We start from the raw sequence: 23,335 nt of genomic DNA, 5'->3' as shown, positions 1-23,335 counted from the left end.
GAGTACCGTCACGCGCGTCACTGATTTATAAAACAGCGTTTCTATTTGATCAAAAGGTGAGGTCAGTTTTGAGAGCCAGCCATCAAAATTGCTGATGGCTGGTGAAAGGCAGGGTGTTAGCGGTAGTTCACGATGACAGAATTACTCTGTACTTTCAGCGCCGGGATTAAACGTCCCCCGCCCGGCACTTCCCAGATGAAACGCAAAGGTTCAATGGCCGGTACGCCGTTGAACGCCTGTGTCGTGCCATTTTCGCCATCGATTTCCGTGCAGCGCGTCTGAGAACAGAGGCGCACCCGCAGCCCTGCGGGCGTTGGGCCAATCAGCCGGTAATTCCAGACCACAAGGCCCATCTGACCGGAAACGCCTTCAGAAGGCGACAGCGGGTTAGATGACATAGCAACGCCCCGGTTGCTGAGGGTCACTCCCATGCTGCTTGCCTGCCAGGTGCCTTCCCCGGCAGCGTGCGCCGCCAGCGGGAAGAACAAAATCCAGAGCCATTTACGCATTATTTTCCTCCGATCGTCGCGGTCATGCGGATGTGACGGTTATCCGACAGCTCCATATTCGACAGCACGACCAGCTGGTTCAGGCTACGACGCAGGAAGCGCGACAGCAGCGGACGCAGCGCATGGTTCACCAGCAGCACCGGCGGCGCGCCCAGCATCTCCTGGCGCGCCAGCGCCTCCTGCGTTTGCGCCAGCAGACGGTCCGCCAGGCCCGGCTCCAGGCCGCCCCCGCCCTGCAGGGCCTGCAGCAGCAGGCGTTCAAGCGGCGTATCGAGGCCAATGACCTGCACTTCTCCGGTTCCCGGGAACCACTGCTGGGTGATCGCACGACCCAGCGCCACGCGTACCACCGCCGTCAGCTCGTGCGGATCGCTTTGTATCGGCGCATGCTCGGCAAGGGTTTCGAGAATGGTGCGCATATCGCGGATCGGCACTTTCTCTTCGAGCAGGTTTTGCAGCACCTTGTGCAGCGTGGTTAAAGTCACCACGCCCGGGACCAGATCTTCCGTCAGCTTCGGCATCTCCTGCGTGACGCGGTCAAGCAGCTGCTGCGCTTCCTGACGGCCAAACAGCTCTGCCGAGAATTGCCCGATCAGGTGATTAAGATGGGTCGCCACCACGGTACTGGCTTCAACAACCGTATACCCCTGGATTTGCGCCTGCTCTTTAAGGGCACTTTCAATCCAGATAGCGGCCAGACCAAAGGCCGGATCGATAGTTTGCTCGCCCGGCAGCGTGCCCGCGGCGGTACCCGGGTTAATCGCCAGCCAGCGGCCCGGATAGGCATCACCGCTGCCAATTTCGACCCCTTTCATCAGAATGCGATAGCGCGCGGGCGGCAGGTCCATATTGTCGCGGATGTGTACAACCGGCGGCAGGAAGCCCATATCCTGGGCGAATTTTTTACGGATACTGCGGATACGGCCAAGCAGCTCGCCATCCTGCTGGAAATCGACCATCGGAATCAGGCGATAGCCCACTTCCATTCCCAGGGAATCTTCCAGCTGAACGTCGTTCCAGGTCGCTTCGACGGCCTGGGTATTCTCCGGCATTTTTACCTGAACAGGTTCCGCTGCCGGTTTGATTTCACGGCCACGCATCCACCAGGCAAGCCCCAGCAGACCCGCCGTAAACAGCAGGAAGACGAGGTTTGGCATCCCCGGCACCAGGCCGAGCAAACCCAGAACGGCAGCGGCCAGCAGCATAACGCGCGGGTTGCTGAAGAGCTGGCCCACCATCTGCTCGCCAACGTCCTGATCGGTACTCACGCGGGTTACAATCACACCCGCCGCCGTGGAGATAACCAGCGCCGGGATCTGCGCGACCAGACCGTCACCAATGGTCAGCAGCGTATAGCTTTCCGCCGCGTGGCCCATGTCCATCCCGTGCTGCAATACCCCGACCAGCAGGCCGCCGACCACGTTAATCACCATGATCAGAATGCCTGCGATAGCGTCACCGCGCACAAACTTACTCGCACCGTCCATGGAGCCGTAGAAGTCCGCCTCCTGCGTCACTTCCGAACGGCGTTTTTTGGCTTCATCTTCGGCAATAAGGCCGGCGTTCAGGTCGGCGTCGATCGCCATCTGCTTGCCCGGCATCCCGTCCAGCACAAAACGCGCGCCCACTTCCGCGATACGCCCTGCACCTTTGGTGATAACCATAAAGTTGATGATAACGAGGATAACGAACACCACGATACCGATAGCAAAATTGCCGCCCACCAGGAAGTGGCCGAACGCCTCCACCACTTTACCTGCCGCTGCCGCACCGGTGTGACCTTCCATCAGGATGATACGCGTGGACGCCACGTTCAGCGCCAGTCGGAGCAAAGTGGTAAACAGCAGAATGGTCGGGAATGCGGCGAACTCCAGGGTACGCTGGGTGAACATCGCCACCAGCAGCACCATAATCGACAGCGCAATATTGAAAGTGAAAAGCAGATCGAGGATGAACGCCGGAAGCGGCAGTACCATCATCGACAGAATTAGCAGGATCAGAATCGGCCCGGCAAGGATTTGCCATTGGGTCGATTTCAGGTTGCCGGGCAGGCGCAACATTGCCACCAGATTAGCCATCAGTGTCCTTCTCGTTCATAAAATCCAGCGCGGCAGGCACCGGAAGGTTTTCAGGTTTCACAGGCCGCTGACCGCCAGCCAGACGCCAGCGCTTCAACTGCCATACCCAGGCCAGCACTTCCGCCACGGCGGCGTAGAGTTGTCCCGGGATCTGTTGTCCGATATCCGCATGGCGGTACAGCGCACGCGCCAGCGGAGGGGCTTCCAGAATCGGCACGCGGTTTTCCGTGCCAATTTCCCGGATACGCAGTGCGATCAGCCCCGCCCCTTTCGCAACGACTTTCGGCGCGCTCATTTTGTTTTCGTCATAGCGCAGCGCAACGGAATAGTGTGTCGGGTTGGTGACGATGACGTCGGCCTTCGGCACATCGTCCATCATCCGGCGACGGGCGGCGGCACGCTGCATCTGGCGGATGCGCCCTTTCACGTGCGGGTCACCTTCCATCTGCTTATATTCGTCACGGATATCCTGACGCGACATGCGCAGCTTTTTGAAGTGGGTATAAAGCTGGAAGATCACGTCAAAACCCACCATCGGGATAATGCTGAGCACCACCAGCAGCGCGCAGAGCCCGACCAGATTCAGCGCGTTGCTCATCGCGGTGAGCGGCGATTCGCTGATAAGACGCATCATTTCCGGCCAGTGGTACCAGAGGTAAAATCCCGCGGAACTGCCCATCAGCACCGATTTGAGAACGGCTTTGAGCAGCTCAGCCCCGGTCTGCGCAGAGAACATTTTCGCGATACCCGGCAGCGGGTTCAGTTTGGAAAATTTCGGTTGCAGCGATTTGGCACTAAAAACCAGGCCGCCGAGCATCACCGGAGAGACCAGCGCGACCAGCACGACCCCGGTTATCAGGGGCAGCAGCGCGACCATGGCCCCTTTAATAAGCTGAATAATCTGGCTGAGGATCAGATTCGGATCGTTGACCATGCTGTGGTCAAAACGTAAGCCGGTGGACAACATTCCCGCCAGCTTGCGGGCGAGCGACTCCCCGCCCCACCAGATAATGCACACCCCTACGATAAGGATCAGCAGGGAGGTCAATTCTCGGGATCGGGGGATCTGCCCTTCCTCACGCGCTTTTTCTAGTCGGTGGGGTGTGGGGGCTTCCGTTTTGTCGTCGTTCTCTTCTGCCACAGTGCATGCTCAGCCCATTACGTCACGGGTATCATGCCAGCACCGCCTTTCATCAATGGGCAGAAAAAACCCTATAACCGGGTCTTTTTATCCTGTTTAAGCCCCCCTCCGCAATTCGGGTTAGGGAAAAAAGGGCAAGGAATGTTCGAACGAACATTCTCCAGCTTTTGTGATGTGTTTCATATTACAAAATGAATTAAGCGCAGTTTTAAAGAGCATCTACTCTAAAAATATTCCGAAAGAAAATTAACATAACCGTCGATTTTAACTACCTGGTATTGCAGGAATGATGTAATTATGTAAATTCAATAATTCAGAGCAATTGAAACCATATAAACCATTACCACACAAAATCCAAAAATGGATTAATCTTTATAACATTAATCCTGAGACTCCCTTACCTGAAGAAAATTAAATGTTATAATTCCACCGACATAATTTACTTTCACAAGAAAGCAAAATGTATGCCAGATATTTCTTTTTACTTAAAGGGACATTTAACATGGATTTCAAAAAGAATATTATTGCGGGCGTAGCCCTTGCAACACTGTCGATGCATGGTTTCGCCGCAGAAATGAATGCCGGCACTATTCACTTCACGGGTGAAATTATCGAATCAAGCTGCACCATTCAGGGTGACGACGGTACAGACAGTACTATCCCACTGGGTACCTATCCTACATCATTGTTTAATACCGTTGGGAAGGAGACCGCACTTACGGAGTTCTCCATTACGCTGGCGAACTGCCCGTTAACAAGCGCTGGGCTTCCGGCTGTTCAGCTGACCTTTAACGGCCCAACGACCCTGACCAAGACCAAGACGCTGCTGGACGTCAGTAAAATTACCACCACGGGCGAAACCGCGGCCACCGGTATCGGCATTGCCGTCAGCCCGGCGGGTAAAGATGATAAGCTCATCACGATGGATGGCGCTGAAGGGCAGATCTATATCGAACTGGCGACAAAATCCGAAGATACGATTAAAGCTGATTTTAATGCCCGCTATAAATCATTTGCAGATGCGGTTACCGCCGGTCCGGCAGATGCTGATATGACGGTAAATATTCTTTACCGATAAAAAACGTATTACTGATATTCATAATATATATATTTAGGCGTCATGACGCTTAAGGAGTCATGATCTGATAATAGTCCGGACTCGGACTATTATCATTTCCCCTTAACCTCCTTTATTAAAGGTTTCACCATGCGCATTTTACTCCAGGTCTTATTATGGACTCCTGTTATTGCGAGCACCTTTTGTCACGCAGCAGGTATTCAGATCGGTCGCACACGCATAATCTACGATGCTGCGAAAAAGGAAGTTGCCCTGCCCTTACAAAATAATGATAAAGAGCTTCCATGGTTAATACAGTCATGGACGGATACAGGTGATGGTAAAACACACGGACCGTTTATCGTGACACCGCCTCTCTTTCGGCTCGATCCGCAAAAAGAGCAAAGCCTGCGTATTACCTGGAACGGGACAACCTTAGCAGGCGATAAAGAGTCTCTGTTCTATATGAACGTACGAACCGTTCCTGCCACGGCTACGGATGAGGGAGACAAAAACGTCCTGCGGTTAATCTATAAAACGCGTCTGAAACTGTTCTGGCGCCCTGTTGGACTGAGCGGTACGCCCTCTGAATCTTGCAAAAACCTGCGCTTCGCTCGTCATGGTCAGCAGCTCACTGTAATCAACGAGGGGGCGTTCTACAGCGTCTTTGATTCACTTGCGCTGGGAGCGCACAAAGTGGAGAAAGCCGACATGGTTGCCCCTAAATCCCGCGCTGACATTCCTCTCCCTGACAATGCTCAGGGAACGAGCGTCACCTGGCGCTGCATAACCGATTACGGCAATGCTTCCGAAAAATACACCGCCACCCTGGCGCAGGGTTAAAAGACCGCGATGATGACAGGACGTAATGATATGTCATACGAGCGGCTCTTTAGACCGAATCCGCTTCTTCGCTGCCTTGGCGGTGTCTTGCTCATCGCGAGCTTCTCGACGCTGGCCCGTGAGTATCGTTTCTCTCCCTCATCGCTTGAAGGAGACATGCTGGCCCAGCAGGATATCGACCTTTCACTCTTTTCAAAGTCGAATGCTCAGCTACCCGGCACCTATTCCTCACGAGTGCAGGTGAACGAACACCGCCTGAGCACCACCAGTATCGCTTACGTCAGCTCGCCGGAAGGGTCACTGATACCGCAGCTCACACCGGATATGCTGCGGGCATGGGGGGTTGCTATCGACCAGTATCCCGCCTTGCTTGCGTTACCCGCCAATAAGGCTTTGCCTAAAGATATCAGCAACTATATCCCCCAGGCCTCCGCGCGGCTTGATTTTTCAAACATGACATTAGCGTTGAGTATTCCTCAGGCCGCGTTAAGGGGTACCGGTCGCGATTACATCGATCCTTCGCGGTGGGACGACGGTGTTCCCGTGTTGTTCAGTGACTACGCTTTCTCAGGATCAAAAAATCAGGAGAGCGGCGACAACAGCGCCACCAGTCAGTATCTGAATTTGCGCACCGGCGCCAACCTGGGTGGCTGGCGAGTGCGCAATTATTCAACGTGGAGCAATTCAGAGAATGAAAACCTGTGGGAAAACATCAATACCTTCCTCCAGCATGACGTTGACGCCATCAAGGCACAGTTCACGGCCGGAGAAAGCAACACGCGGGGCGAGGTATTTGATAGCTTACAGTACCGGGGCGTTAACCTTGCGTCGGATGAAGAGATGCTTCCCTACAGCCAACGCGGCTATGCCCCTGTCATACGCGGCATCGCCAGTTCAAATGCGGAAGTCTCGGTGCGCCAGAATGGCTACCTCATCTATCAGCAAAATGTCGCGCCGGGCGCGTTCGAAATCGACGATCTCTACTCCACGACCAACAGCGGCGATCTGGACGTTACGGTGAAAGAGGCTGACGGCACCGAGCATCACTTTACGCAGCCCTACTCCAGTATCGCGGTTATGCTGCGGCCTGGGCATATGAAGTACGAAATGACAGCAGGCCGTTATCGTGCTGAAAGCGGGAGCGACCAAAAGGAACCCGACTTTTTCCAGGGAAGCATGATTTACGGTTTAAATAACCTTCTCACCTGGTTTGGAGGGCTGACGCTCTCGAAAGACTATAACGCAGCCAATACCGGTGCCGGTCTGGCGCTCGGTCCGCTGGGCTCGCTGTCCGCTGACGTTACCATGGCCGATACCCGGCTAGACGATAACAGCCAGCATACCGGCCAGTCATGGCGTTTGCTTTATACCGGTAAACTGGATTCGACCGATACCAACTTCAGCCTCGGCAGCTACCGATACTCCAGCCGCGGGTATTACAGCTTTGCCGACGCTAACCAAAAACTTGACGCTCACGAAGACGATCTGCAGTTTCGTTACAATAAACGCAACCGCATTCAGGCCAGCGTTAGCCAAACCGTTGCTGGGGTGAGTTTGTATCTTAACGGTTATCAGCAGGATTACTGGGGCACCTCTAAAAAAGAGCGCAGCCTGTCTCTGGGATTCAATACCGTTGTTGCCGGCACGAGCTATCACATTGCCTATACGTACAGCAAAACCAACGGCGACGAGTCTGACAGGATGGTCTCTTTGGGATTTAGCATTCCTCTCGCCAGATGGCTGCCACGCGCCTGGAGTAGCTATAACATCAGCAACACTAAAAATGGCTATACGCGGCAAAACGTGGGCCTCAGCGGCACGCTTCTGGAGGATGAGCGTCTGAGCTACTCGTTGCAGCAGAGCCACTCCAACCACGACGGGGAAGCTATCAGCAGCGTCTATGGCAGCTACCGCTCGCAGTACGCCAATCTGACCGCAGGCTATTACGCTTCCACCGATCACTCTCAGCAGCTTAACTACGGCATTGGCGGCGCTATTGTAGCCCATCCTCAGGGCATCACGCTGGCTCAACCTTTAGGAAGCCAGTTTGCTATCGTGAACGCCAACGACGCTTCCGGCATCCGTTTCCTGAACCAGCGGGGTATTCGGACCGACTGGCAGGGTAACGCAGTCATTCCATCGCTCACTCCCTACCAGGAGAACAATATTCGTATTGATACCTCGAGCCTGCCGGAAAATGTCGACAGCAGCGATACCGCCATCACCGTCATTCCATCGCGCAACGCGGCAGTTCTGGCCAGATTTGACGCCCACACAGGCTACCGGATGCTGGTCACCCTGAAGCGTCCAAACGGTCTCCCCGTTCCGTTCGGCGCCATCGCGACCAGTAGCGACCCGGTGATGAGCGGCATTGTCGATGAAACCGGCACCGTCTATCTGGCAGGCATTGGAGAGACCGCGCAGATCACCGTGAAATGGGGTAACGGCACGGGCCAACAGTGCCGCGCCAGCATTACGCAACTGTCAGCCAACCAAACCGAAAGCCCTAACGGTATTCGCTCGGTTAGCGAGCTTTGTCAGCAGGAATAAGCACATGATAACTATACTCAAGAAACAGGTCACCAGGGCTTCATTGGCCACGGTATTGAGCCTGACCGCAACCAGCCCGTGCAGGGGAGCCGCGACTTTACTCCATGACTGCTTCGGTGCGCCGCAAGCCTACACCACGACGTTCGATCATGAGTTTTCGTCCAGCGAAAATATCGCCAATCATGATTATGATGTGCCAAATCATCTGGTCGGCAATGGCCCGGTGATAGTGGCCAACTGCAGCTGTCCCGGAAATATATTTTCTTCGAGCATGGTTTATGAAAAAACCTTCGCTGGAAGCCCGCTCAAACCTGGAACAAGCGGATACGGCTATTTGACAGAAAAGATCGATGCCGATATCACCGCCTACGCTGATGCAATTAACTCTCCGGACGGCACTTCTTTGACCCCGATAGCTGTCAATGAATACCCGACGTCCAGAAGTAATATGCGTAACACGACTGAGAATGCACTCGCCAAAACGGAGGGAGATGCCAACGTTTGCAGTAGTGGCACCCAGCCGAGCAACGCCGCTACAGTAAAGCGTAATTTCCGCTGGAACGTCGTTGCGATCCTGCTTCACGTTAAAAAACCCATCCTGGGTCAAGAGGTGATCCCTTCGACGATCGTCGCGCAAAACTATGCCTGTCTTTATTTCGGCTCGGGGGGAAGCTGCGATCCTGGACAGGCAGATCAGGTCTCTGATATCTGGTTTGGCGGCACGCTATCTGCGCCGCTAAGCTGCGTTATCAACGAAGGCAGCACCATTGAGGTTGAGTTCGGCAGCATCGTCAGCAAGCAATTCGTCATCAAGGGGCAACCGCCAAAACGTTATGCCATCAAAAACGTTGATATTGCCTACCACTGCGATGATAACGCAGTGGGAAACACGGACCGGATAAAGCTCACGCTGACCGCAGATCAGGGCGTGGCAGACAACAGTACGCCGTACATTGCAAAACTTCTGGACAGGGACGATCTCGGGGTGCGTGTATATGATGAAAACAGTCAGAACGTCGCGCTGGACGGGACCTATGAGTTTCCGGTGACGATGGACGCGCAAGGAAACGGTGTGGTCAAAATTCAGGCTGTACCGGTCAGCACGACGAATGCCTCCCCGGCCCCCGGCCGCTTTGAAGGTAACGTGACGGTGAAGATGGATCTTCGCTAACCGAACTACCCTCAGGCTGACGCCGCAGCCTGAGGGTAATCAGAACAATCAGAAGCCGAGGCTGTCGAGCAGATCGTCTACCTGATCCTGGCTTGCCACAACGCCCGCCTTGCTGGCGTCGAGCTGTGGACCATTGAGCAGGCTTTCGTTCTCGCGTTTTGGACGGGCCGCCGGTTCCGGGATGTTCTCCAGCAGAACCATCAGCAGCTGACGCTCAATCTCCTGGATAACATCCATCATGCGCTTGATCACCTGACCGGTCAGGTCCTGGAAATCCTGCGCCATCATGATGTCCAGCAGCTGGGCGTTGGTGAAGCTGGTGTGCCCCGGCACATCCCCCAGGTACTGACGGGTATCCGTCACCAGCTCGCGGGCATCCGCCAGCTCGATAGGGTTCTCAAACCACTCGTCCCAGCGTTTGCTCAGCGCTTTCGCCCCCTTTTCCATCGCATCCTGGTGCGGCTGTGACGCTTCGACGCTGTTCAGCGCACGTTCCGCGGCCTGAGCGGTCATCTGCACAACATAGTCCAGACGATCGCGGGCATCAGGAATGGCTTCCGCCGCTTCGGCAATCGCCTGATCCAGACCCAGCTCACGCAGGCTGTCACGCAGCATGCGCGTCAGGCTGCCGATGCGGACGATAATATCGCTCGGCGAGTGTTCTTCAACGGGTTTCATAGCAGGTTGCAACATTTCCATCACCTCACATGCCGAGTTTCTCGAAGATCTTACCGAGCTTCTCTTCCAGGGTTGCCGCGGTGAATGGCTTCACCACATAGCCGCTTGCGCCCGCCTGTGCAGCGGCAATGATGTTCTCTTTTTTCGCTTCTGCAGTAACCATCAGAACCGGCATAGACGCCATTCCGGCATCAGCACGAATGGTTTTCAGCAGTTCCAGACCGTCCATGTTTGGCATGTTCCAGTCGGAGATAACAAAACCAAACCCGCCAGCCTGCAGTTTGTTCAGCGCATCAACGCCGTCTTCTGCTTCTTCAACGTTGTTGAAGCCCAGCTCTTTCAGCAGGTTGCGCACGATGCGACGCATGGTGGAAAAGTCATCCACAACCAAAAACTTAAGCTCTTTATCCGCCATAAAATAATACTCCTGAGTCAAATACGTATTGCCTGTCCGGCACTGATTTTCGCCAGCATCTGCTGGCTTACCTGGCTAAGATCGACCACTTCGCTCACGCCACCCATATTGATGGCCTCGCGCGGCATGCCGAACACCACACAACTTGCTTCATTCTGCGCAATCGTCCAGGCGCCAGCCTGGTGCATTGCAAGCATTCCGGCGGCACCATCGTTGCCCATCCCCGTCAGGATCACCCCAACGGCGTTGCGCCCCGCATGTTTCGCCACCGAATGAAACAGCACATCCACCGACGGACGGTGCCGGTTAACCGGCGGTCCGTCATGAATTTTGATTTGATAGTTAGCGCCGCTGCGCGACAGCTCCATATGCTTGTCGCCCGGGGCGATATAGGCATGTCCCGGGAGCACGCGCTCGCCGTCTTCCGCCTCCTTCACGCTGATCTGGCACAGCTTGTTCAGGCGTTCGGCGAACGAACGGGTAAAGCCTGGCGGCATATGCTGAGTGATCAGAATACCCGGACTTGAAAGCGGCAATGGCTGGAGTACATGACGAATTGCCTCTGTTCCTCCGGTTGACGCCCCAATAACCAGCAGTTTTTCCGAGCTGAGTAAGGGACCGGCCTTCAGGGTCGCAGGCGCGGCCAATGGCGTATGGGCAGCAAGCTTCGCCCGCGACGCGGTGCGGATCTTCTCCGCGATCATTTCGCTGTAGGCCAGCATCCCTTCGCGAATGCCGAGCTGCGGTTTGGTGACAAAATCCACCGCCCCCAGCTCCAGCGCGCGCAGGGTGATTTCCGATCCTTTTCCGGTCAGGGAGGAGACCATCACCACCGGCATGGGCCGAAGCCGCATTAATTTTTCGAGGAAATCTATGCCATCCATGCGCGGCATCTCGACATCCAGCGTTAGCACGTCGGGGTTATATTTTTTAATTAAATCCCGCGCTACCAGAGGATCGGGCGCAGTCGCCACCATCTCCATGTCGCTGTGGCTATTGATAATTTCAGTCATGATCTGACGCATCAGCGCTGAATCATCGACAGACAACACCCTGATTTTACTCATGCTTTTTCCTTACTCAGCGCATATACCGTTTGCCCACGCAGGCTAAACTCACGCGCGAGGTTGCTGAAGTTTTCCGAGTGCCCGGCAAACAGTAAACCGTCAGGCTTGAGCAACGGAACAAACCGACGCAAAATGTCCTGTTGCGTCGTTTTATCAAAATAGATCATGACGTTACGGCAAAAAATGGCGTCGAACGGCCCCGGCACGTTGTACTGCTTATCCAGCAGGTTAACGGGCGCGAATTCGACGCAGTTCGCCAGCTTCTGGCGTACGCGCACCAGGCCTTCATGCGGGCCCGTGCCGCGCATGAAATAACGCTGCAGCTGCTGCGGCGACAGCGTTTTCAGTTCATCCTGGCGATACACGCCGTTACGCGCCTTCTCCAGCACCTCGGTATCGATATCGCTGGCGTAGACTTTCCAGCGTCCGGGCGTCATGCCCAGGGTGTCAGCAAGGGTGATCGCCAGCGAGTACGGCTCTTCACCCGTCGAGGCGGCCGCGCTCCATACGCGATACTCCCCGGTGCGACGGCGGGCGTGCTCGGCCAGGACCGGGAAGTGGTGAGCTTCACGGAAAAACGCCGTCAGGTTGGTAGTTAACGAGTTAATAAAAGCCTGCCACTCTGCGCTGTTCTGGTTCGCCTCGAGCATGCTCAGATAGCGGCCAAAATCATCCAGCCCCAGCGTACGCAAGCGCCGCACCAGACGGTTGTAGACCATGTCCCGCTTATGATCCGCAAGCACGATCCCCGCACGCTGGTAGATTAACTGACATATCCGACGAAAATGCGCGTCGGACAGCGCGAGGCGCTGTGTCATCTGCAACAATAATGACGTTTGCCCAGGGGGCATTGGTGATGTCATAGCGCCTTCTTAATTACATTCAGGATACAACTGGCACGGCCTACGACCGCCCGACTTCTGTTACTGCTTCAACGTGCTCTTTCACATTAAATACCGCGACCAGTCCGGTCAGACGATCCGCCTGGCTGGCCAGCTGATCGGTTGCCGCTGCCGCTTCCTCAACTAACGAGGCGTTCTGTTGCGTCACCTGATCCATCTGGCTGACGGCCTGGGCAACCTGCTCAATCCCGCGGCGCTGTTCATCCGACGCAGAGGCAATCTCGCCCATGATGTCGTTCACCCGCGTCACGGAGGTGACGATCTCGTGCATGGTTTTCGCCGCCGTATCCACCAGCGTTGAGCCCTGCTGAACACGCGAAACCGACTCTTCGATCAGCACCTTAATCTCTTTCGCCGCGTTGGCGCTGCGGCTCGCCAGGTTACGTACTTCCCCCGCCACCACCGCAAACCCGCGCCCTTGCTCACCGGCGCGCGCCGCTTCCACGGCGGCATTCAGCGCCAGAATGTTGGTCTGGAACGCGATACCGTCAATCACGCTGATGATGTCACCAATTTTCTGCGAGCTGGTGGCAATCTCCTGCATGGTGCTGGCGACATGGGACGCCTGGTCGCCGCCTTTCTTCGCCGTCATCGCCGCCTGTTTTGACAGGTCAGACGCCTGACGCGCGTTATCGGCGTTCTGGCCTACCGTCGCGGTTAACTGCTCCATGCTGGCCGCCGTCTGCGCCAGCGAGGCCGCCTGCTGCTCGGTGCGGGACGAGAGATCGTTGTTCCCCGCCGCAATCTCAGAGATCCCGGTGTGCATGGCATAGCTGCCCTGTCGCACGTCGCTCACCGTTTCCCGCAGCGATCCCTGCATCGCCTTCAGGCTGGCAAAGATCGCCGAAATTTCGTTCTTGCCGAACACCGCCACCGGACGCGCCAGGTCCCCTTTCGCAATGCTGTCGAAGTGGCTGCTGATAATCGCCAGCGGCTGCACAATCATTCTGCGCGACCAGAGCAGCGCCCCGCCGGTCAGCAGCCCTGCCAGAATCACCACCACGGCAAAGATGACGCCCGACATGTGATAGCTTTGACGGCTCTGGTCACCGGCACGCTGAACAGACTGGTTAATATCCTGCTGCCACGCGTTAAAGCTGCCGTCAAACGCCGCCTGAGACGCCTGAACCGGTGCAGTCATAAAGTCCGAAAGCTGGTTGTTCTCAAGCCACGTCGCCTGGTGGTCCAGATCGCTGTACCACTGCTCAAAGTTCGTCTTCATGGCGGCCTTCAGCGCTTTCTCTTTCTCACTGTCGGCGGCCTGCGCCGTAAAGGCTTTAAACTGTGCGTCAGCCTGCTTCAGGCTGTCGCGCGCGGTCGCCATCAGCGCTTTAATGTCATCCGGCGGATAACTCAGCGCGGTTAAGGTTCCCGCCTTGTTCAGCGCAGTGCTTGCCTGCAACAGCACGGCACGCGTTTGTGCCAGTGCGGAGCGCTGCTGATTACTCGCCTCAACTTCCTGCAAATTCTGATAGCCATCGCGAAACGCCCAAAAAGACAACCCGTTACTGCCAACCTGCAACACACCGCAAAGGATCAGAATCAAAAACAGTGTGGTCGAGATACGAATACGATTTAACATCCACGCTCCCATCAAGCGGCAAGCAGCCGCGGTTTAATTGTCAGTCAAAATGTTTCCCAGTTTTCATCTTGTCCGGTCGTCGCGGTGCGCGTACGGTGTGCAGCCGATTCAGCGGCTGGCGCGCGATACGTCGCCTGCGGGGTGACCGTGTTTCCAGCGAGTGAAGCGAGACGAAACGCCGAGACGGCCATCTTCAGACGGCTCGCCTGGTCTTCCAGAGCAGCAGCCGCCGCAGCGGACTCCTGCACCAGCGCGGCGTTTTGCTGTGTCACGCGATCCATTTCCGATACCGCCAGAGCAACCTGGTCGATACCACGACTCTGCTCATCGGACGCAGAGGCGATTTCCCCCATGATGTCCGTCACGCGGGTGACGGCATTCACGATGTCATTCATGGTCTCCCCGGCGCTTTCCACCAGCACGGAGCCGGTATCCACGCGGGAGACGGAATCTTCAATCAGAGACTTGATCTCTTTGGCCGCGTTGGCGCTGCGGCTGGCCAGGTTGCGTACTTCCCCGGCCACCACGGCAAACCCGCGCCCCTGTTCACCCGCGCGCGCCGCTTCCACGGCGGCGTTCAGCGCCAGAATGTTGGTCTGGAAGGCAATGCCGTCGATAACGCTGATGATGTCGGCGATTTTCTTCGAGCTGTCGGCGATTTCGTGCATGGTTTTCACCACGCCATCCACCACGCGGCCGCCGCGCTGCGCCGTCTCGGAGGCGCTTTCCGCCAGCTGAGACGCCTGGCGGGCGTTATCGGCGTTCTGCTTCACGGTCGCGGTGAGCTGCTCCATGCTGGCGGCCGTCTCTTCCAGGGCGGACGCCTGCTGCTCGGTACGAGAAGAGAGGTCGTTATTCCCCATCGCAATTTCGCTGGTGCCGGTGTAGATAGCCTCCGACCCGTTACGTACGTTGGCAACGGTTTCGATTAACGAACGCTGCATATGGTCAACGCTGTTTGCCAGCTCGGTGATCTCATTGCGCCCGGAAACGGTCAGCGTTTTGGTCAGGTCACCGCCGGCAATTTCACGAATGTGGGCAATGACGCGGCCGAGAGGGTTCAGCAGGATATGGCGAATGCCGTACCAGACCGCGACCAGCACAATGACCAGCGCCAGCGCCATCACGGCCATCTGCCATTTTGCAAAGCGGTAGTCATTCTGGCTTGCCGTAAAGGCCGAGTGATAGAGATCGCCACTGACCTTCGCGTATTCCCCCAGCGCCGCGCCGAGTGCGTTTTGCATCCCCTGCGTTGGCTGCGCGAAATAGGCGTCCATATTGCCGCTCTCCAGGAACTGAATCAGCTCTGTCAGGCCGGTATGGTAGGCATTGTATTTTTCATCGATATTCTGGCTCACCTGCTCCATAGCAGGCTGCGGGGCGATCTTTTTGAAGGCGTCGTAGTGTTTCGCGGCGTCAGCGAGGGTGGCACGGGCATTTTTCAACAGATCGGTTTTCGCGCTGCTCTGCTGATTGTTGGGGTCCATCATCATGCGCGCGGACGAGCGGCTCAGGTTGATACGCGTTTGCAGCATCAGATCCCACGTTGAGGTGAGTTCACTCTGCTGCAGGCGGAGATCGTTCGAGGCCGCGAAGCTGTCCTGGTTCTGTTTTAATGACGAGAAAAAAAGCCCGCCGGAGATGAGCTGAAGAAGTGCGAAAATGACCAGCACCATCATGAGCATTGTGACAACGCGGATACGGTTCAACATACAACACCTTCTCATAGATTTATTAACGGTGTTATCGGCACAGCCCACAGGAACTTTACATTTGCGAAAGGGAAAAGCGCGGGGTTAAAACGCCACGTCGACAATCAGCGTGTCGGTGTAGGTTCCGGCGGGCGGCGTGGCCTGATTGGTCAGGACTTTCGCGGTGTAGTTGTAGGTGCGCAGTAAACCGTCGGTACTGACCTGGGACGATACCGCGCTGGACCAGCGCTCGCTGCCGCTGCCGCCCCAGCGGTTACCGGTGGCTTCCTTATAGATGTCGTAGCTCATGGCGTTGCTGCCGCTCACCATCCGCCGCACGTTGTTCAGCGCGTTGGCACCGTTATTAATGCCGATGGTATACGAACTTCCTTTGGTACAGGTGACGGCAATCGCCTGCGAGACGGTGGGGAAACTTTGCACCAGCGGCGCGCTGTTGAAGTTCACATCTGGCGTGGTCATGGCGCTGCAGTCGTTGGTAACGGTCATATCCAGCAGGATGGTGGTTGTCGCGGTTCCCGTCTGATTGATTGTGCAAATGCCAAGCGCGCCCACGGAGCAGACGCTGTAGTTAATGCTGAAGGTTAACTGCACCTGATATGGCCCGGCAGTGACGTTTTGCCCGGCGACGGTGCGGAAATAGAGCGGAATGTTGTACTGCTTTGACCCCAGCAACCCCAGCAGGGTACTCCCGCTCCAGGTATATGATTTACTTATCTGTACCTCGCTGCTGCTCGCGCATCCCGATAACCCGCACAGCCGGGTGGGGATCACGTCGGTGATGGCCGCATTATCCGTGCGTTTCATCGTGGCCCGGCTGCTGCCCGAAACCGATGCCGCGGTGTAGGTCAGCGTTACCGAGTCGCTGGTCAGCAGATTCAGTACGGCATCGCAGGCCACTACCAGCGTGCCGGTGGTTTGAACTTCTCCGGTTCCGCTAAGCGCGAACGAGGTGACGCTGCCAAACGACGCATTAACCGTACTGACGGTACACGCCGCCCAGCCGCCGCCGGAGAACAGCAGCAGGATGAATAGCAGCAGGCGCGTCATGGCTCCTCCCGGCAAACCAGCGGCCCGTAGGTTTTCAGCTTGTGCTCCGGATTGGCCCCCACGGTCAGGGTAGTCTTACAGCGCCTCCCGTCAGGTGCGATCACCTCCAGCGGGTTCACATCGCTGAGATTTTCCAGCCAGGCGATGCCGTCATACCCCACCACCGCATTGCTGCGCGAGGCGCGTCGAACCTGGCTTCCCACCGGCAACGCCTTCCCGCGCGCGTCATGCAGAATAACGCTTGCCACCCTCTCCTGCTCCATCGGGAAATCGACCAGATAGCCGCTGTGACGCCGAATCGCGATCCGCCGCTCGGTCTCTTTCAGACGGGTATCCGCCGGCAGATTCAAAGTATCAATCCGGTAGCTTGCCGGGTAATACGCCGACACCCCGCTGACCAGCAGGTAGCCGTTGTTATTGGTTTTACCGACGGGCTGGTTCTCATAGCTGACGGGCACGTCCGGGTGGCCATCGGTACTGATGACCACAAACGCATCGTTGATCTTATTCGCCGCGAACAGCTCGCCGTCCATCAGCACAACGGCGCCCATCGCCTCGCCCCACCAGGTCATGGTATCCCTTTCGCCATAGCCGCCGCCCTGCAGCTCGATGTTGTTATTGCGCCAGCCCAGCGTACCCTGTTGATAATCACTGGATCTTGACTGGTTGGCCCAGGCCATGTTCCAGCTGAACCCACCGTCAGAAGGCATGGAGTGGTTGTAGTTAATGCGCTGGGTACTGCCTGCATCCGGGGTGTTTTCAACGGTGACGGCAGCGCTGTCGCGCGCCCCCAGCGGCACCTGCAGCGACAGCGCGACCGTCCAGTCTCCCCGCTGCCGATCCCGGCTGCCGGCCAGGTAAATACTGCTCGCTCCCCACAGGTTTCGGCTCCAGGAGAGATTGAGCAGCTCGGTTTTTTGGCTGTCAAAACTCTCCACGCCTATCCAGGCCGCACCGATATTGCCGTACCGTCCCAGATTGAAGGTCAGCGAATACTGGTCCGTATTACGGCTAAAGCTGGCGATGGGCTTATCGTTTTCGTCATACACCGTCGGCTGATCGTAAAGGGCCAAATTGCCAAAGCCTCGGTCGCGACGCGTGTGCTGGGTGGCGACGCTAAACTCGCTGGTACTGTACTGGTAACCCCAGTTGATTTGCCCGCCCGCATCACCGCGCATGCGGCTTTGCGAGTAAGAGGTATTCACCACGCCAAACTGGCCGAGTTTTATCACTGTCCCCGCGCCGCCCAGCGCCAGCTCCTGCGCCCCTTCCACGTGGCCCTCGAGGGTTAGCCAGTCCGTCATCCCGTAGCGATACGAGCCGCTGCCGGCTGCCGGACCGTAGTCAAAATTCTTGATACCGTAATTACGCCGCAGGCTGCCGAGCGTCACGGCGCCGTCGCTCAGCCCTTGTTTGAGCAGGTCGCTGGTGACGTAAAACGGTAGCGTGGTGCTTACCTGGCGCCCCAGCGCATCCGTCGTGACCAGCACCGCATCCCCGGCGCCGTTGATATAGGGCAGATTAGTCAGGGTGAAGGGGCCCGGCTGAAGCTGGGTTGAGCCGGAGCGATAGCCGTTGATAAAAAGATCGACCGAAGTGGGTACCGCGGCTTCCCCCGCGAACTCGGGCAGCGGCCATGTCACCAGGTCAGGACGCAGGGAAAAATCCCGCCCGACGCTTATCCCCCCCATCCGCACGCTGGAGCTCCAGCTCAGGGCATCGCTGATCACGTCCCCGGCGCTCCAGCTCATCGCGTCATCTTCGTTGGTGAACAGCAGGGTCGTGTCATAGCGGACATACCCTTCCTGCTGTCCGTCGTTACCGGTGAAATTTTCCCGCGCGTAACCGGTCGAGGAAAACGAGCCGTTCTCGTTGAAGTAGCGGAACTCATGCCAGATCGACGCCTGTCCGCCGATATGTTCCGTGTGGTTGGTGTAGAGATCGTAATTCAGCAGCGCCCCGCGCCCGTAGTGCGGTTTGGCCTGCGCCGCTTGCGCGCTGAAAGGCGTCACGCGGGCCGTCACCCAGTCGCGGGGAACTGTCAGCAGCAGGCGCTGCGCGGCGCTGTCGTACTCCACCCGAACCTGAGCAAGCGAGGAGAGATTTACCTCGCCGGTGGGAACGTGCGCCGGGGGCAGACCCGCGCGCAGCAAATCGGCGCTGGAGATAAAGAAAGCGCCTTTACGCTGCGTCACGGGCACGACCAGGCCGGTATCGTAGTGATTGACCACGATGGCCAGCTGGAAAACCGCTTCATCATTTATCGCCTGTGCCTGGGGAGGCGGCGGTAAACTGTCGTCGCCGGGCCCGGCCAGGGTCGCTGAACTGACGCATAGCAGTATCATCATCGCCGGCTTCAGTTGACGGGCGTCGACTGCCATTGTTCGTCCCTGGCATTAATCTGCGCGCTCATCCGCTCTGGCTGACGAACGCCAGCGGGTATAGGCCAGCTGCGGGTGCTGCCCGGCAGGACGTAACCCAGCAATCCCTCCGCCACCGTGCGTTTCTGACCTCCCTGCTCCAGCGCCACCTGGCTCAGCCTGACGTGAACATCACCCCGATTTTTGACCTCCAGCGCAGGCTTCCCCTCCGCCTGCGTCACCCGCCAGCTCAGGTTTTGGGTCTCCGCCAGCGCGTGATGCGCGCCCTCTTTGATGGTCGGGATCCCCTGTCCATATACGAACAGAGGGATGGAGTAACGCATCTGCAATTTCAGGCCGATGGCGGGTTCAGCTTTGGCATCTGGCTGGGGAATTTCATCGACGATAATGCGATAGGCCTGTTCGACCCCAGCGGGAACCGAAGCCTGTTTGATAAGGCGAATAAGCTGCTTGTTGCCTGTGCCAATCGTGACGATGGGCGGGCTGGCGACCACGTCCTGCTGCGCGGTATAGCGCTCGTGTCCGTCCTCCTGCTTCCAGCGCACGATGCGAACCTGCATCGTCGTGGCGCTGTTTCCCTGGTTCTGGATCCACAGTTCCGTGGCGTTGGCGTCTGCAGCAAGCCAGGGATCGATGGGCCAGAGCAGGATGGTGGCCGCCGCCTGCGCCTGGCCAGCAACCGCCATTCCCAACGCGCCCGCCAGACAAACCGGTCTGAAAAATGGCTTCATCAACACTCTCCCTTTATTACCATGACAAGGTCACGGTGAGCTGATCGGAATAGGTTCCCGCCGGGCTAAACCCGGTCAGTAGCGCCACGCCAAAAAGCGGCAGCGCGATGTTATTGCTGTTGGTATAGGTCACCGCTATCGCCTGGTTGACGCCAATTTCGCTGTTCGCGGCCAGCGAGCTGCTGCTGTAGAGCCGGTATGGCACCATATCGACGCCGTTCGCGCGCTTCATGCGGCGAACGGATGAATAATTTTGACCGCCATTAATGCTCATGCTCAGCGCCACGCCTGGCGTACAGGCAATAGACAACGCCCCGTTTGGCACAAAGCTGGTGCTCACCGGCGCGCTCTCGACGCCGTTATGGCTGCCAAAATCCAGCGTACCGAGAAGCCCTCCGCTACCGGTGGCCACCGCGCATCCCGGGACAATCGTCGCGCTGACCTTAAACGACTGGGATGTCACCGCATCCGCCGTGGGCATCATGAGCAATCCGACGATCAGCGCGAAAAAAGGCTGCACGCGTCCCTCTGCGCGTTTGCGCAGACCTGTGAGAGATGCCTTCATGGCGGTTCGGGACTAGTAGGTGACGCTGACGTTAATCGTGTCGGTGTAGGTTCCCGGAACGACCGTCACGCTGTTACCGCCGCCGGTAATCCGTCCGTAGAGGGTGTAACTGTCCACCCCTCCGGCCGTAGACGCGATCGGCAGCGCGGCGTTATTGGCAATCACGGTGTTAAACCCGCTGTCGCTGTACAGGCTGTAAGCCACGCCCTGTGCCGCGTTGGCCGTATTCACCAGATAGCGTTCAGGCGTGCCCGGCGAACCGACAACCGAGCCGGGCGCGGTGGAGTGGGTATTACCGGTGATCGCGACCGTATAGCTGGCGGTCGTACATTGAATGGTGAAGGTGTTTCCGCCGCTGGCGCCGCTCAGCTGCGTCGTAAGCGTGGAAAAGGTTGCCGGATGGGTACCGAAATCGAGCGTACCGAAGTTAATACCACTCTGCGCGGGCGCGCCGTTTATCAGACACCCGTTTGTCAGCGTCAGCGTTGCACCGATGGTGCCGCTGCTGGTGACGGCCAGCGCCTGATGGGCCGTTGTCGCAGCCAGTAAGGTGCCTGCGCAGATCAAAAGAAGTTTTCTTTTCATTTACCACCCTCCAGAAGACGTCTCCGTTCCCTTGCCACATTTTATTTTTGTCGTTCAAGATGTTAGCCCCGCTTAACGTTCCTCTGAGGGGATTATTGAGAATTTAGTTTATGGATATCGCTTCGACCACCAGCCCGTTAACGCATAAGGCATATGTCTTATTGACTCAATTTTCTTATAAATAACAGAAAGTTAAATTAATTCAGGCAGCGATTTTATTCTATTCGGGGAGAATATATCCATTAAAGTGTGACGACGATCACAATATATCGTCAGCGCTTTAGCAACAAAATTAATAAACATTAAAAAGGAGTTGTATCCCCCTACACTTTGCGTCAATTTATGTGCCGAATAATTTCCCGCATCGTAATAAAAAATTTATATGTATCGACGCGGCTACATCTGAAGCGCATAGAGGGTCTTTTTTCGTGGCAAGTGCAAACAAACTCACACTCTTCATCGTGATATTCATGCTGGCGGGTATTCTTTCAGGGGCAGCAATTCATGAGTACGCATCTGCGGATGCCATCAAAGCCTGGTCGGATAATATTACCCTTCTGACCGATATTTTCCTCCGTCTGATCAAAATGGTCATTGCACCCTTGGTCTTCAGCACGCTCACCGTCGGCATTATGAAGCTGGGCGAAACCTCCACTATTGGCCGCGTTGGCGGCAAAGCGATGGTGTGGTTTATCAGCTCATCCGTGCTCTCTATTCTGGTTGGCCTGTTCATCGTCACGCTGGAGCATCCGGGAAGCGGTCTGAACCTGACGGTTCCGACAGAAGCGGTGGATACCGGCCTGACCGTGGGCGGCATGACGCTGAAAGCGTTCCTGTCGCACACCATTCCGACCAGTATCGCGGGGGCGATGTCGAACAATGAGATCCTGCAGATTGTGGTGTTCTCAATGTTCTTCGGCATCGGCGGCGCGTCGCTGGGGCAGAAATTCAACGCGCCGCTGGTGGCCGCGCTGGATGTGGTTTCCCACATTATGCTGAAGGTAACGGGTTACGTGATGTACGTTGCTCCACTGGCCATTTTCGCGGCGATTTCATCCGTCATTGCCACGCAGGGTCTGGGCATTCTGCTGAACTACGCCTCCTTTATTGGCGGCTACTACGTTGCCATTCTTCTTACCTGCATGGTGCTGCTGGCCGTGGGCTACATGGTGCTGAAAAAAGAGGTGTTTCGCCTGGTCAGCATGCTGAAAGATCCGGTTCTGGTGGCGTTTACCACCAGCAGCTCTGAAGCCGCCTACCCGAAAACGCTGGAACAGCTGGAGCGCTTCGGCTGCTCGCGCAACATCGCCTCTTTCGTTCTGCCGATTGGCTACTCCTTCAACCTGGTGGGTTCGATGGTGTACTGCTCTTTCGCCTCGATGTTTATCGCTCAGGCGTACAACATTCACCTGAGCTTCTCTGAAGTGACGGTGCTGATGCTGACCCTGATGCTGGCGTCGAAAGGGATTGCCGGCGTACCGCGTTCTTCACTGGTGGTGCTGGCAGCAACCATTCCGAGCTTTAATATTCCGGTGGCGGGTATTCTGCTGCTGATGGGGATCGACCACTTCCTGGACATGGGCCGTTCCGCAATTAACGTGCTGGGCAATGGTATTGCGACCGCGATGCTGTCACAGAATGAAGGCGCGCGGGAAGCGGAAGCTGAAGCTGAGCTGGTAAAGCAGGAAGCGTAAGGTGAAAAAAAGGGTGAGGCCTGATGCCCTCACCCCTGCCCTCTCCCACAGGGAGAGGAAGCAAACACAAAAAACGGCAACCTGGGTTGCCGTTTTGCATTTACCTACGCTACGTGACTCGCGGCGATATCCAGCAGCGCCATCTCATCGCTGTTCAGCAGTTTCTCGATGTTCACCAGAATCAGCATACGCTCGCCGAGCGCGCCCAGGCCGGTCAGGTATTCGGTCGACAGCGTGACCGCAAACTCCGGCGCAGGACGAATTTGGTCAGAGGTCAGGGAAAGCACATCAGATACGCCGTCCACCACGATACCTACCACGCGCTGCCCCAGATTCAGAACGATCACCACGGTGTTGTCGTCGTAGTCAACGTCGCCCTGGCTGAACTTCACGCGCAGGTCCACGATTGGCACAATGACGCCACGCAGGTTGGTGACACCTTTAATAAAAGCAGGCGTGTTAGCGATGCGGGTAACCTGGTCGTAACCACGGATTTCCTGCACTTTCAGGATATCGATGCCGTACTCCTCATCGCCTAAAGTGAATACCAGGAATTCCTGCCCTGATGGCTCGCCCGCCAGTTTCGTTACATTACTCATACCGGTCATGTTATTACCTTCTACTTAA

The 23,335-nt window shown here is 56.7% G+C and carries 20 protein-coding genes; 5 read left to right on the top strand and 15 right to left on the bottom strand.

The genetic code is table 11. The features are described 5' to 3' along the window. Positions 1-116: 116 nt before the first annotated feature. The 3 genes from flhE to flhB are packed head-to-tail and all read right to left on the bottom strand — an operon-like array spanning position 117 to position 3,728. Positions 117-509, bottom strand: a complete 393-nt coding sequence (gene flhE, locus ACWKXN_RS08690) for a flagellar protein FlhE (protein WP_033145861.1) — start codon at positions 507-509, stop codon at positions 117-119. After that, complete coding sequence (gene flhA, locus ACWKXN_RS08685) at positions 509-2,587, bottom strand: flagellar biosynthesis protein FlhA (RefSeq protein WP_033145862.1); 2,079 nt, start codon at positions 2,585-2,587, stop codon at positions 509-511. The genes flhE and flhA overlap by 1 nt, the downstream gene beginning before the upstream one ends. After that, positions 2,580-3,728 carry a flagellar biosynthesis protein FlhB gene (gene flhB, locus ACWKXN_RS08680; RefSeq protein WP_033145863.1) on the bottom strand — a complete coding sequence of 383 codons (1,149 nt, stop codon included), beginning with the start codon at positions 3,726-3,728 and terminating at the stop codon, positions 2,580-2,582. The genes flhA and flhB overlap by 8 nt, the downstream gene beginning before the upstream one ends. Positions 3,729-4,230: 502 nt before the next feature. Here flhB and ACWKXN_RS08675 point away from each other — a divergent pair. The 4 genes from ACWKXN_RS08675 (at position 4,231) to ACWKXN_RS08660 (ending at position 9,349) form a co-directional block, all read left to right on the top strand. Next, entirely contained in the window at positions 4,231-4,806 is a 576-nt protein-coding gene (locus tag ACWKXN_RS08675) for a fimbrial protein (protein ID WP_096150288.1), read from the top strand. A 129-nt stretch (positions 4,807-4,935) separates the two neighbouring features. Beyond that, a complete protein-coding gene (locus tag ACWKXN_RS08670) occupies positions 4,936-5,628 on the top strand; it encodes a fimbrial biogenesis chaperone (protein WP_048979937.1) in 693 nt (230 codons plus the stop codon). A gap of 30 nt (positions 5,629-5,658) precedes the next feature. Next, a complete protein-coding gene (locus ACWKXN_RS08665; RefSeq protein ID WP_454543639.1) occupies positions 5,659-8,178 on the top strand; it encodes a fimbria/pilus outer membrane usher protein in 2,520 nt (839 codons plus the stop codon). A gap of 4 nt (positions 8,179-8,182) precedes the next feature. Beyond that, positions 8,183-9,349: a fimbrial protein gene (locus ACWKXN_RS08660; RefSeq protein ID WP_048979941.1), complete on the top strand. Its 1,167-nt coding sequence runs from the start codon at positions 8,183-8,185 to the stop codon at positions 9,347-9,349. Positions 9,350-9,397: 48 nt separating this feature from the next. Here ACWKXN_RS08660 and cheZ read toward each other — a convergent pair whose 3' ends face one another. The 11 genes from cheZ to ACWKXN_RS08605 form a co-directional block, all read right to left on the bottom strand. Further along, on the bottom strand, positions 9,398-10,042 hold the full coding sequence (gene cheZ, locus ACWKXN_RS08655) for a protein phosphatase CheZ (RefSeq protein ID WP_023312251.1): 645 nt from the start codon (positions 10,040-10,042) through the stop codon (positions 9,398-9,400). A 10-nt stretch (positions 10,043-10,052) separates the two neighbouring features. Further along, complete coding sequence (cheY, locus tag ACWKXN_RS08650; RefSeq protein WP_008500431.1) at positions 10,053-10,442, bottom strand: chemotaxis response regulator CheY; 390 nt, start codon at positions 10,440-10,442, stop codon at positions 10,053-10,055. 17 nt (positions 10,443-10,459) lie between these two features. Then, entirely contained in the window at positions 10,460-11,509 is a 1,050-nt protein-coding gene (locus ACWKXN_RS08645) for a protein-glutamate methylesterase/protein-glutamine glutaminase (RefSeq protein WP_029741783.1), read from the bottom strand. Then, positions 11,506-12,372 carry a protein-glutamate O-methyltransferase CheR gene (cheR, locus tag ACWKXN_RS08640; protein ID WP_454543638.1) on the bottom strand — a complete coding sequence of 289 codons (867 nt, stop codon included), beginning with the start codon at positions 12,370-12,372 and terminating at the stop codon, positions 11,506-11,508. The genes ACWKXN_RS08645 and cheR overlap by 4 nt, the downstream gene beginning before the upstream one ends. A gap of 40 nt (positions 12,373-12,412) precedes the next feature. Beyond that, positions 12,413-13,993 (bottom strand): methyl-accepting chemotaxis protein IV, encoded by a 1,581-nt coding sequence (tap, locus tag ACWKXN_RS08635; RefSeq protein WP_454543637.1) that lies wholly within the window; start codon positions 13,991-13,993, stop codon positions 12,413-12,415. 44 nt (positions 13,994-14,037) lie between these two features. Next, entirely contained in the window at positions 14,038-15,705 is a 1,668-nt protein-coding gene (gene tar / locus ACWKXN_RS08630) for a methyl-accepting chemotaxis protein II (protein WP_045888837.1), read from the bottom strand. Between the two features lie 84 nt (positions 15,706-15,789). Then, positions 15,790-16,752 carry a Csu type fimbrial protein gene (locus ACWKXN_RS08625; RefSeq protein ID WP_033145871.1) on the bottom strand — a complete coding sequence of 321 codons (963 nt, stop codon included), beginning with the start codon at positions 16,750-16,752 and terminating at the stop codon, positions 15,790-15,792. Beyond that, positions 16,749-19,133 (bottom strand): fimbria/pilus outer membrane usher protein, encoded by a 2,385-nt coding sequence (locus ACWKXN_RS08620; protein ID WP_033145872.1) that lies wholly within the window; start codon positions 19,131-19,133, stop codon positions 16,749-16,751. The genes ACWKXN_RS08625 and ACWKXN_RS08620 overlap by 4 nt, the downstream gene beginning before the upstream one ends. Beyond that, positions 19,109-19,864, bottom strand: coding sequence for a fimbrial biogenesis chaperone (locus ACWKXN_RS08615; protein ID WP_033145873.1), 756 nt, complete (start codon positions 19,862-19,864; stop codon positions 19,109-19,111). The genes ACWKXN_RS08620 and ACWKXN_RS08615 overlap by 25 nt, the downstream gene beginning before the upstream one ends. A 16-nt stretch (positions 19,865-19,880) precedes the next feature. Beyond that, a complete protein-coding gene (locus ACWKXN_RS08610) occupies positions 19,881-20,429 on the bottom strand; it encodes a Csu type fimbrial protein (protein ID WP_033145874.1) in 549 nt (182 codons plus the stop codon). A gap of 12 nt (positions 20,430-20,441) precedes the next feature. After that, on the bottom strand, positions 20,442-21,014 hold the full coding sequence (locus ACWKXN_RS08605; protein WP_454543636.1) for a Csu type fimbrial protein: 573 nt from the start codon (positions 21,012-21,014) through the stop codon (positions 20,442-20,444). A 428-nt stretch (positions 21,015-21,442) separates the two neighbouring features. Between ACWKXN_RS08605 and ACWKXN_RS08600 the strand changes: the two genes are divergently transcribed. Next, positions 21,443-22,708 (top strand): dicarboxylate/amino acid:cation symporter, encoded by a 1,266-nt coding sequence (locus ACWKXN_RS08600; RefSeq protein WP_454543635.1) that lies wholly within the window; start codon positions 21,443-21,445, stop codon positions 22,706-22,708. Between the two features lie 104 nt (positions 22,709-22,812). On the opposite strand, the gene cheW is transcribed toward ACWKXN_RS08600, so the two are convergent. Beyond that, the gene (gene cheW, locus ACWKXN_RS08595; protein WP_023312262.1) at positions 22,813-23,316 is read right to left on the bottom strand and encodes a chemotaxis protein CheW; all 504 of its coding nucleotides are present in this window, start codon (positions 23,314-23,316) and stop codon (positions 22,813-22,815) included. Positions 23,317-23,335: the final 19 nt, after the last annotated feature.

This window comes from Enterobacter sp. UPMP2060, assembly GCF_053709655.1.
This window is presented reverse-complemented; position numbering and strand designations above follow the sequence as displayed.

Coding starts and splice junctions, on each gene's coding strand:
- tar (WP_045888837.1), bottom strand. CDS start 15,705: ATGTTGAACCGTATCCGCGTTGTCACAATGCTCATGATGGTGCTGGTC.
- cheR (WP_454543638.1), bottom strand. CDS start 12,372: ATGACATCACCAATGCCCCCTGGGCAAACGTCATTATTGTTGCAGATG.
- ACWKXN_RS08675 (WP_096150288.1), top strand. CDS start 4,231: ATGGATTTCAAAAAGAATATTATTGCGGGCGTAGCCCTTGCAACACTG.
- cheW (WP_023312262.1), bottom strand. CDS start 23,316: ATGACCGGTATGAGTAATGTAACGAAACTGGCGGGCGAGCCATCAGGG.
- ACWKXN_RS08660 (WP_048979941.1), top strand. CDS start 8,183: ATGATAACTATACTCAAGAAACAGGTCACCAGGGCTTCATTGGCCACG.
- ACWKXN_RS08620 (WP_033145872.1), bottom strand. CDS start 19,133: ATGGCAGTCGACGCCCGTCAACTGAAGCCGGCGATGATGATACTGCTA.
- cheY (WP_008500431.1), bottom strand. CDS start 10,442: ATGGCGGATAAAGAGCTTAAGTTTTTGGTTGTGGATGACTTTTCCACC.
- flhE (WP_033145861.1), bottom strand. CDS start 509: ATGCGTAAATGGCTCTGGATTTTGTTCTTCCCGCTGGCGGCGCACGCT.
- flhA (WP_033145862.1), bottom strand. CDS start 2,587: ATGGCTAATCTGGTGGCAATGTTGCGCCTGCCCGGCAACCTGAAATCG.
- tap (WP_454543637.1), bottom strand. CDS start 13,993: ATGTTAAATCGTATTCGTATCTCGACCACACTGTTTTTGATTCTGATC.
- ACWKXN_RS08670 (WP_048979937.1), top strand. CDS start 4,936: ATGCGCATTTTACTCCAGGTCTTATTATGGACTCCTGTTATTGCGAGC.
- ACWKXN_RS08665 (WP_454543639.1), top strand. CDS start 5,659: ATGTCATACGAGCGGCTCTTTAGACCGAATCCGCTTCTTCGCTGCCTT.
- ACWKXN_RS08610 (WP_033145874.1), bottom strand. CDS start 20,429: ATGAAGGCATCTCTCACAGGTCTGCGCAAACGCGCAGAGGGACGCGTG.
- ACWKXN_RS08625 (WP_033145871.1), bottom strand. CDS start 16,752: ATGACGCGCCTGCTGCTATTCATCCTGCTGCTGTTCTCCGGCGGCGGC.
- ACWKXN_RS08605 (WP_454543636.1), bottom strand. CDS start 21,014: ATGAAAAGAAAACTTCTTTTGATCTGCGCAGGCACCTTACTGGCTGCG.
- cheZ (WP_023312251.1), bottom strand. CDS start 10,042: ATGTTGCAACCTGCTATGAAACCCGTTGAAGAACACTCGCCGAGCGAT.
- ACWKXN_RS08645 (WP_029741783.1), bottom strand. CDS start 11,509: ATGAGTAAAATCAGGGTGTTGTCTGTCGATGATTCAGCGCTGATGCGT.
- ACWKXN_RS08615 (WP_033145873.1), bottom strand. CDS start 19,864: ATGAAGCCATTTTTCAGACCGGTTTGTCTGGCGGGCGCGTTGGGAATG.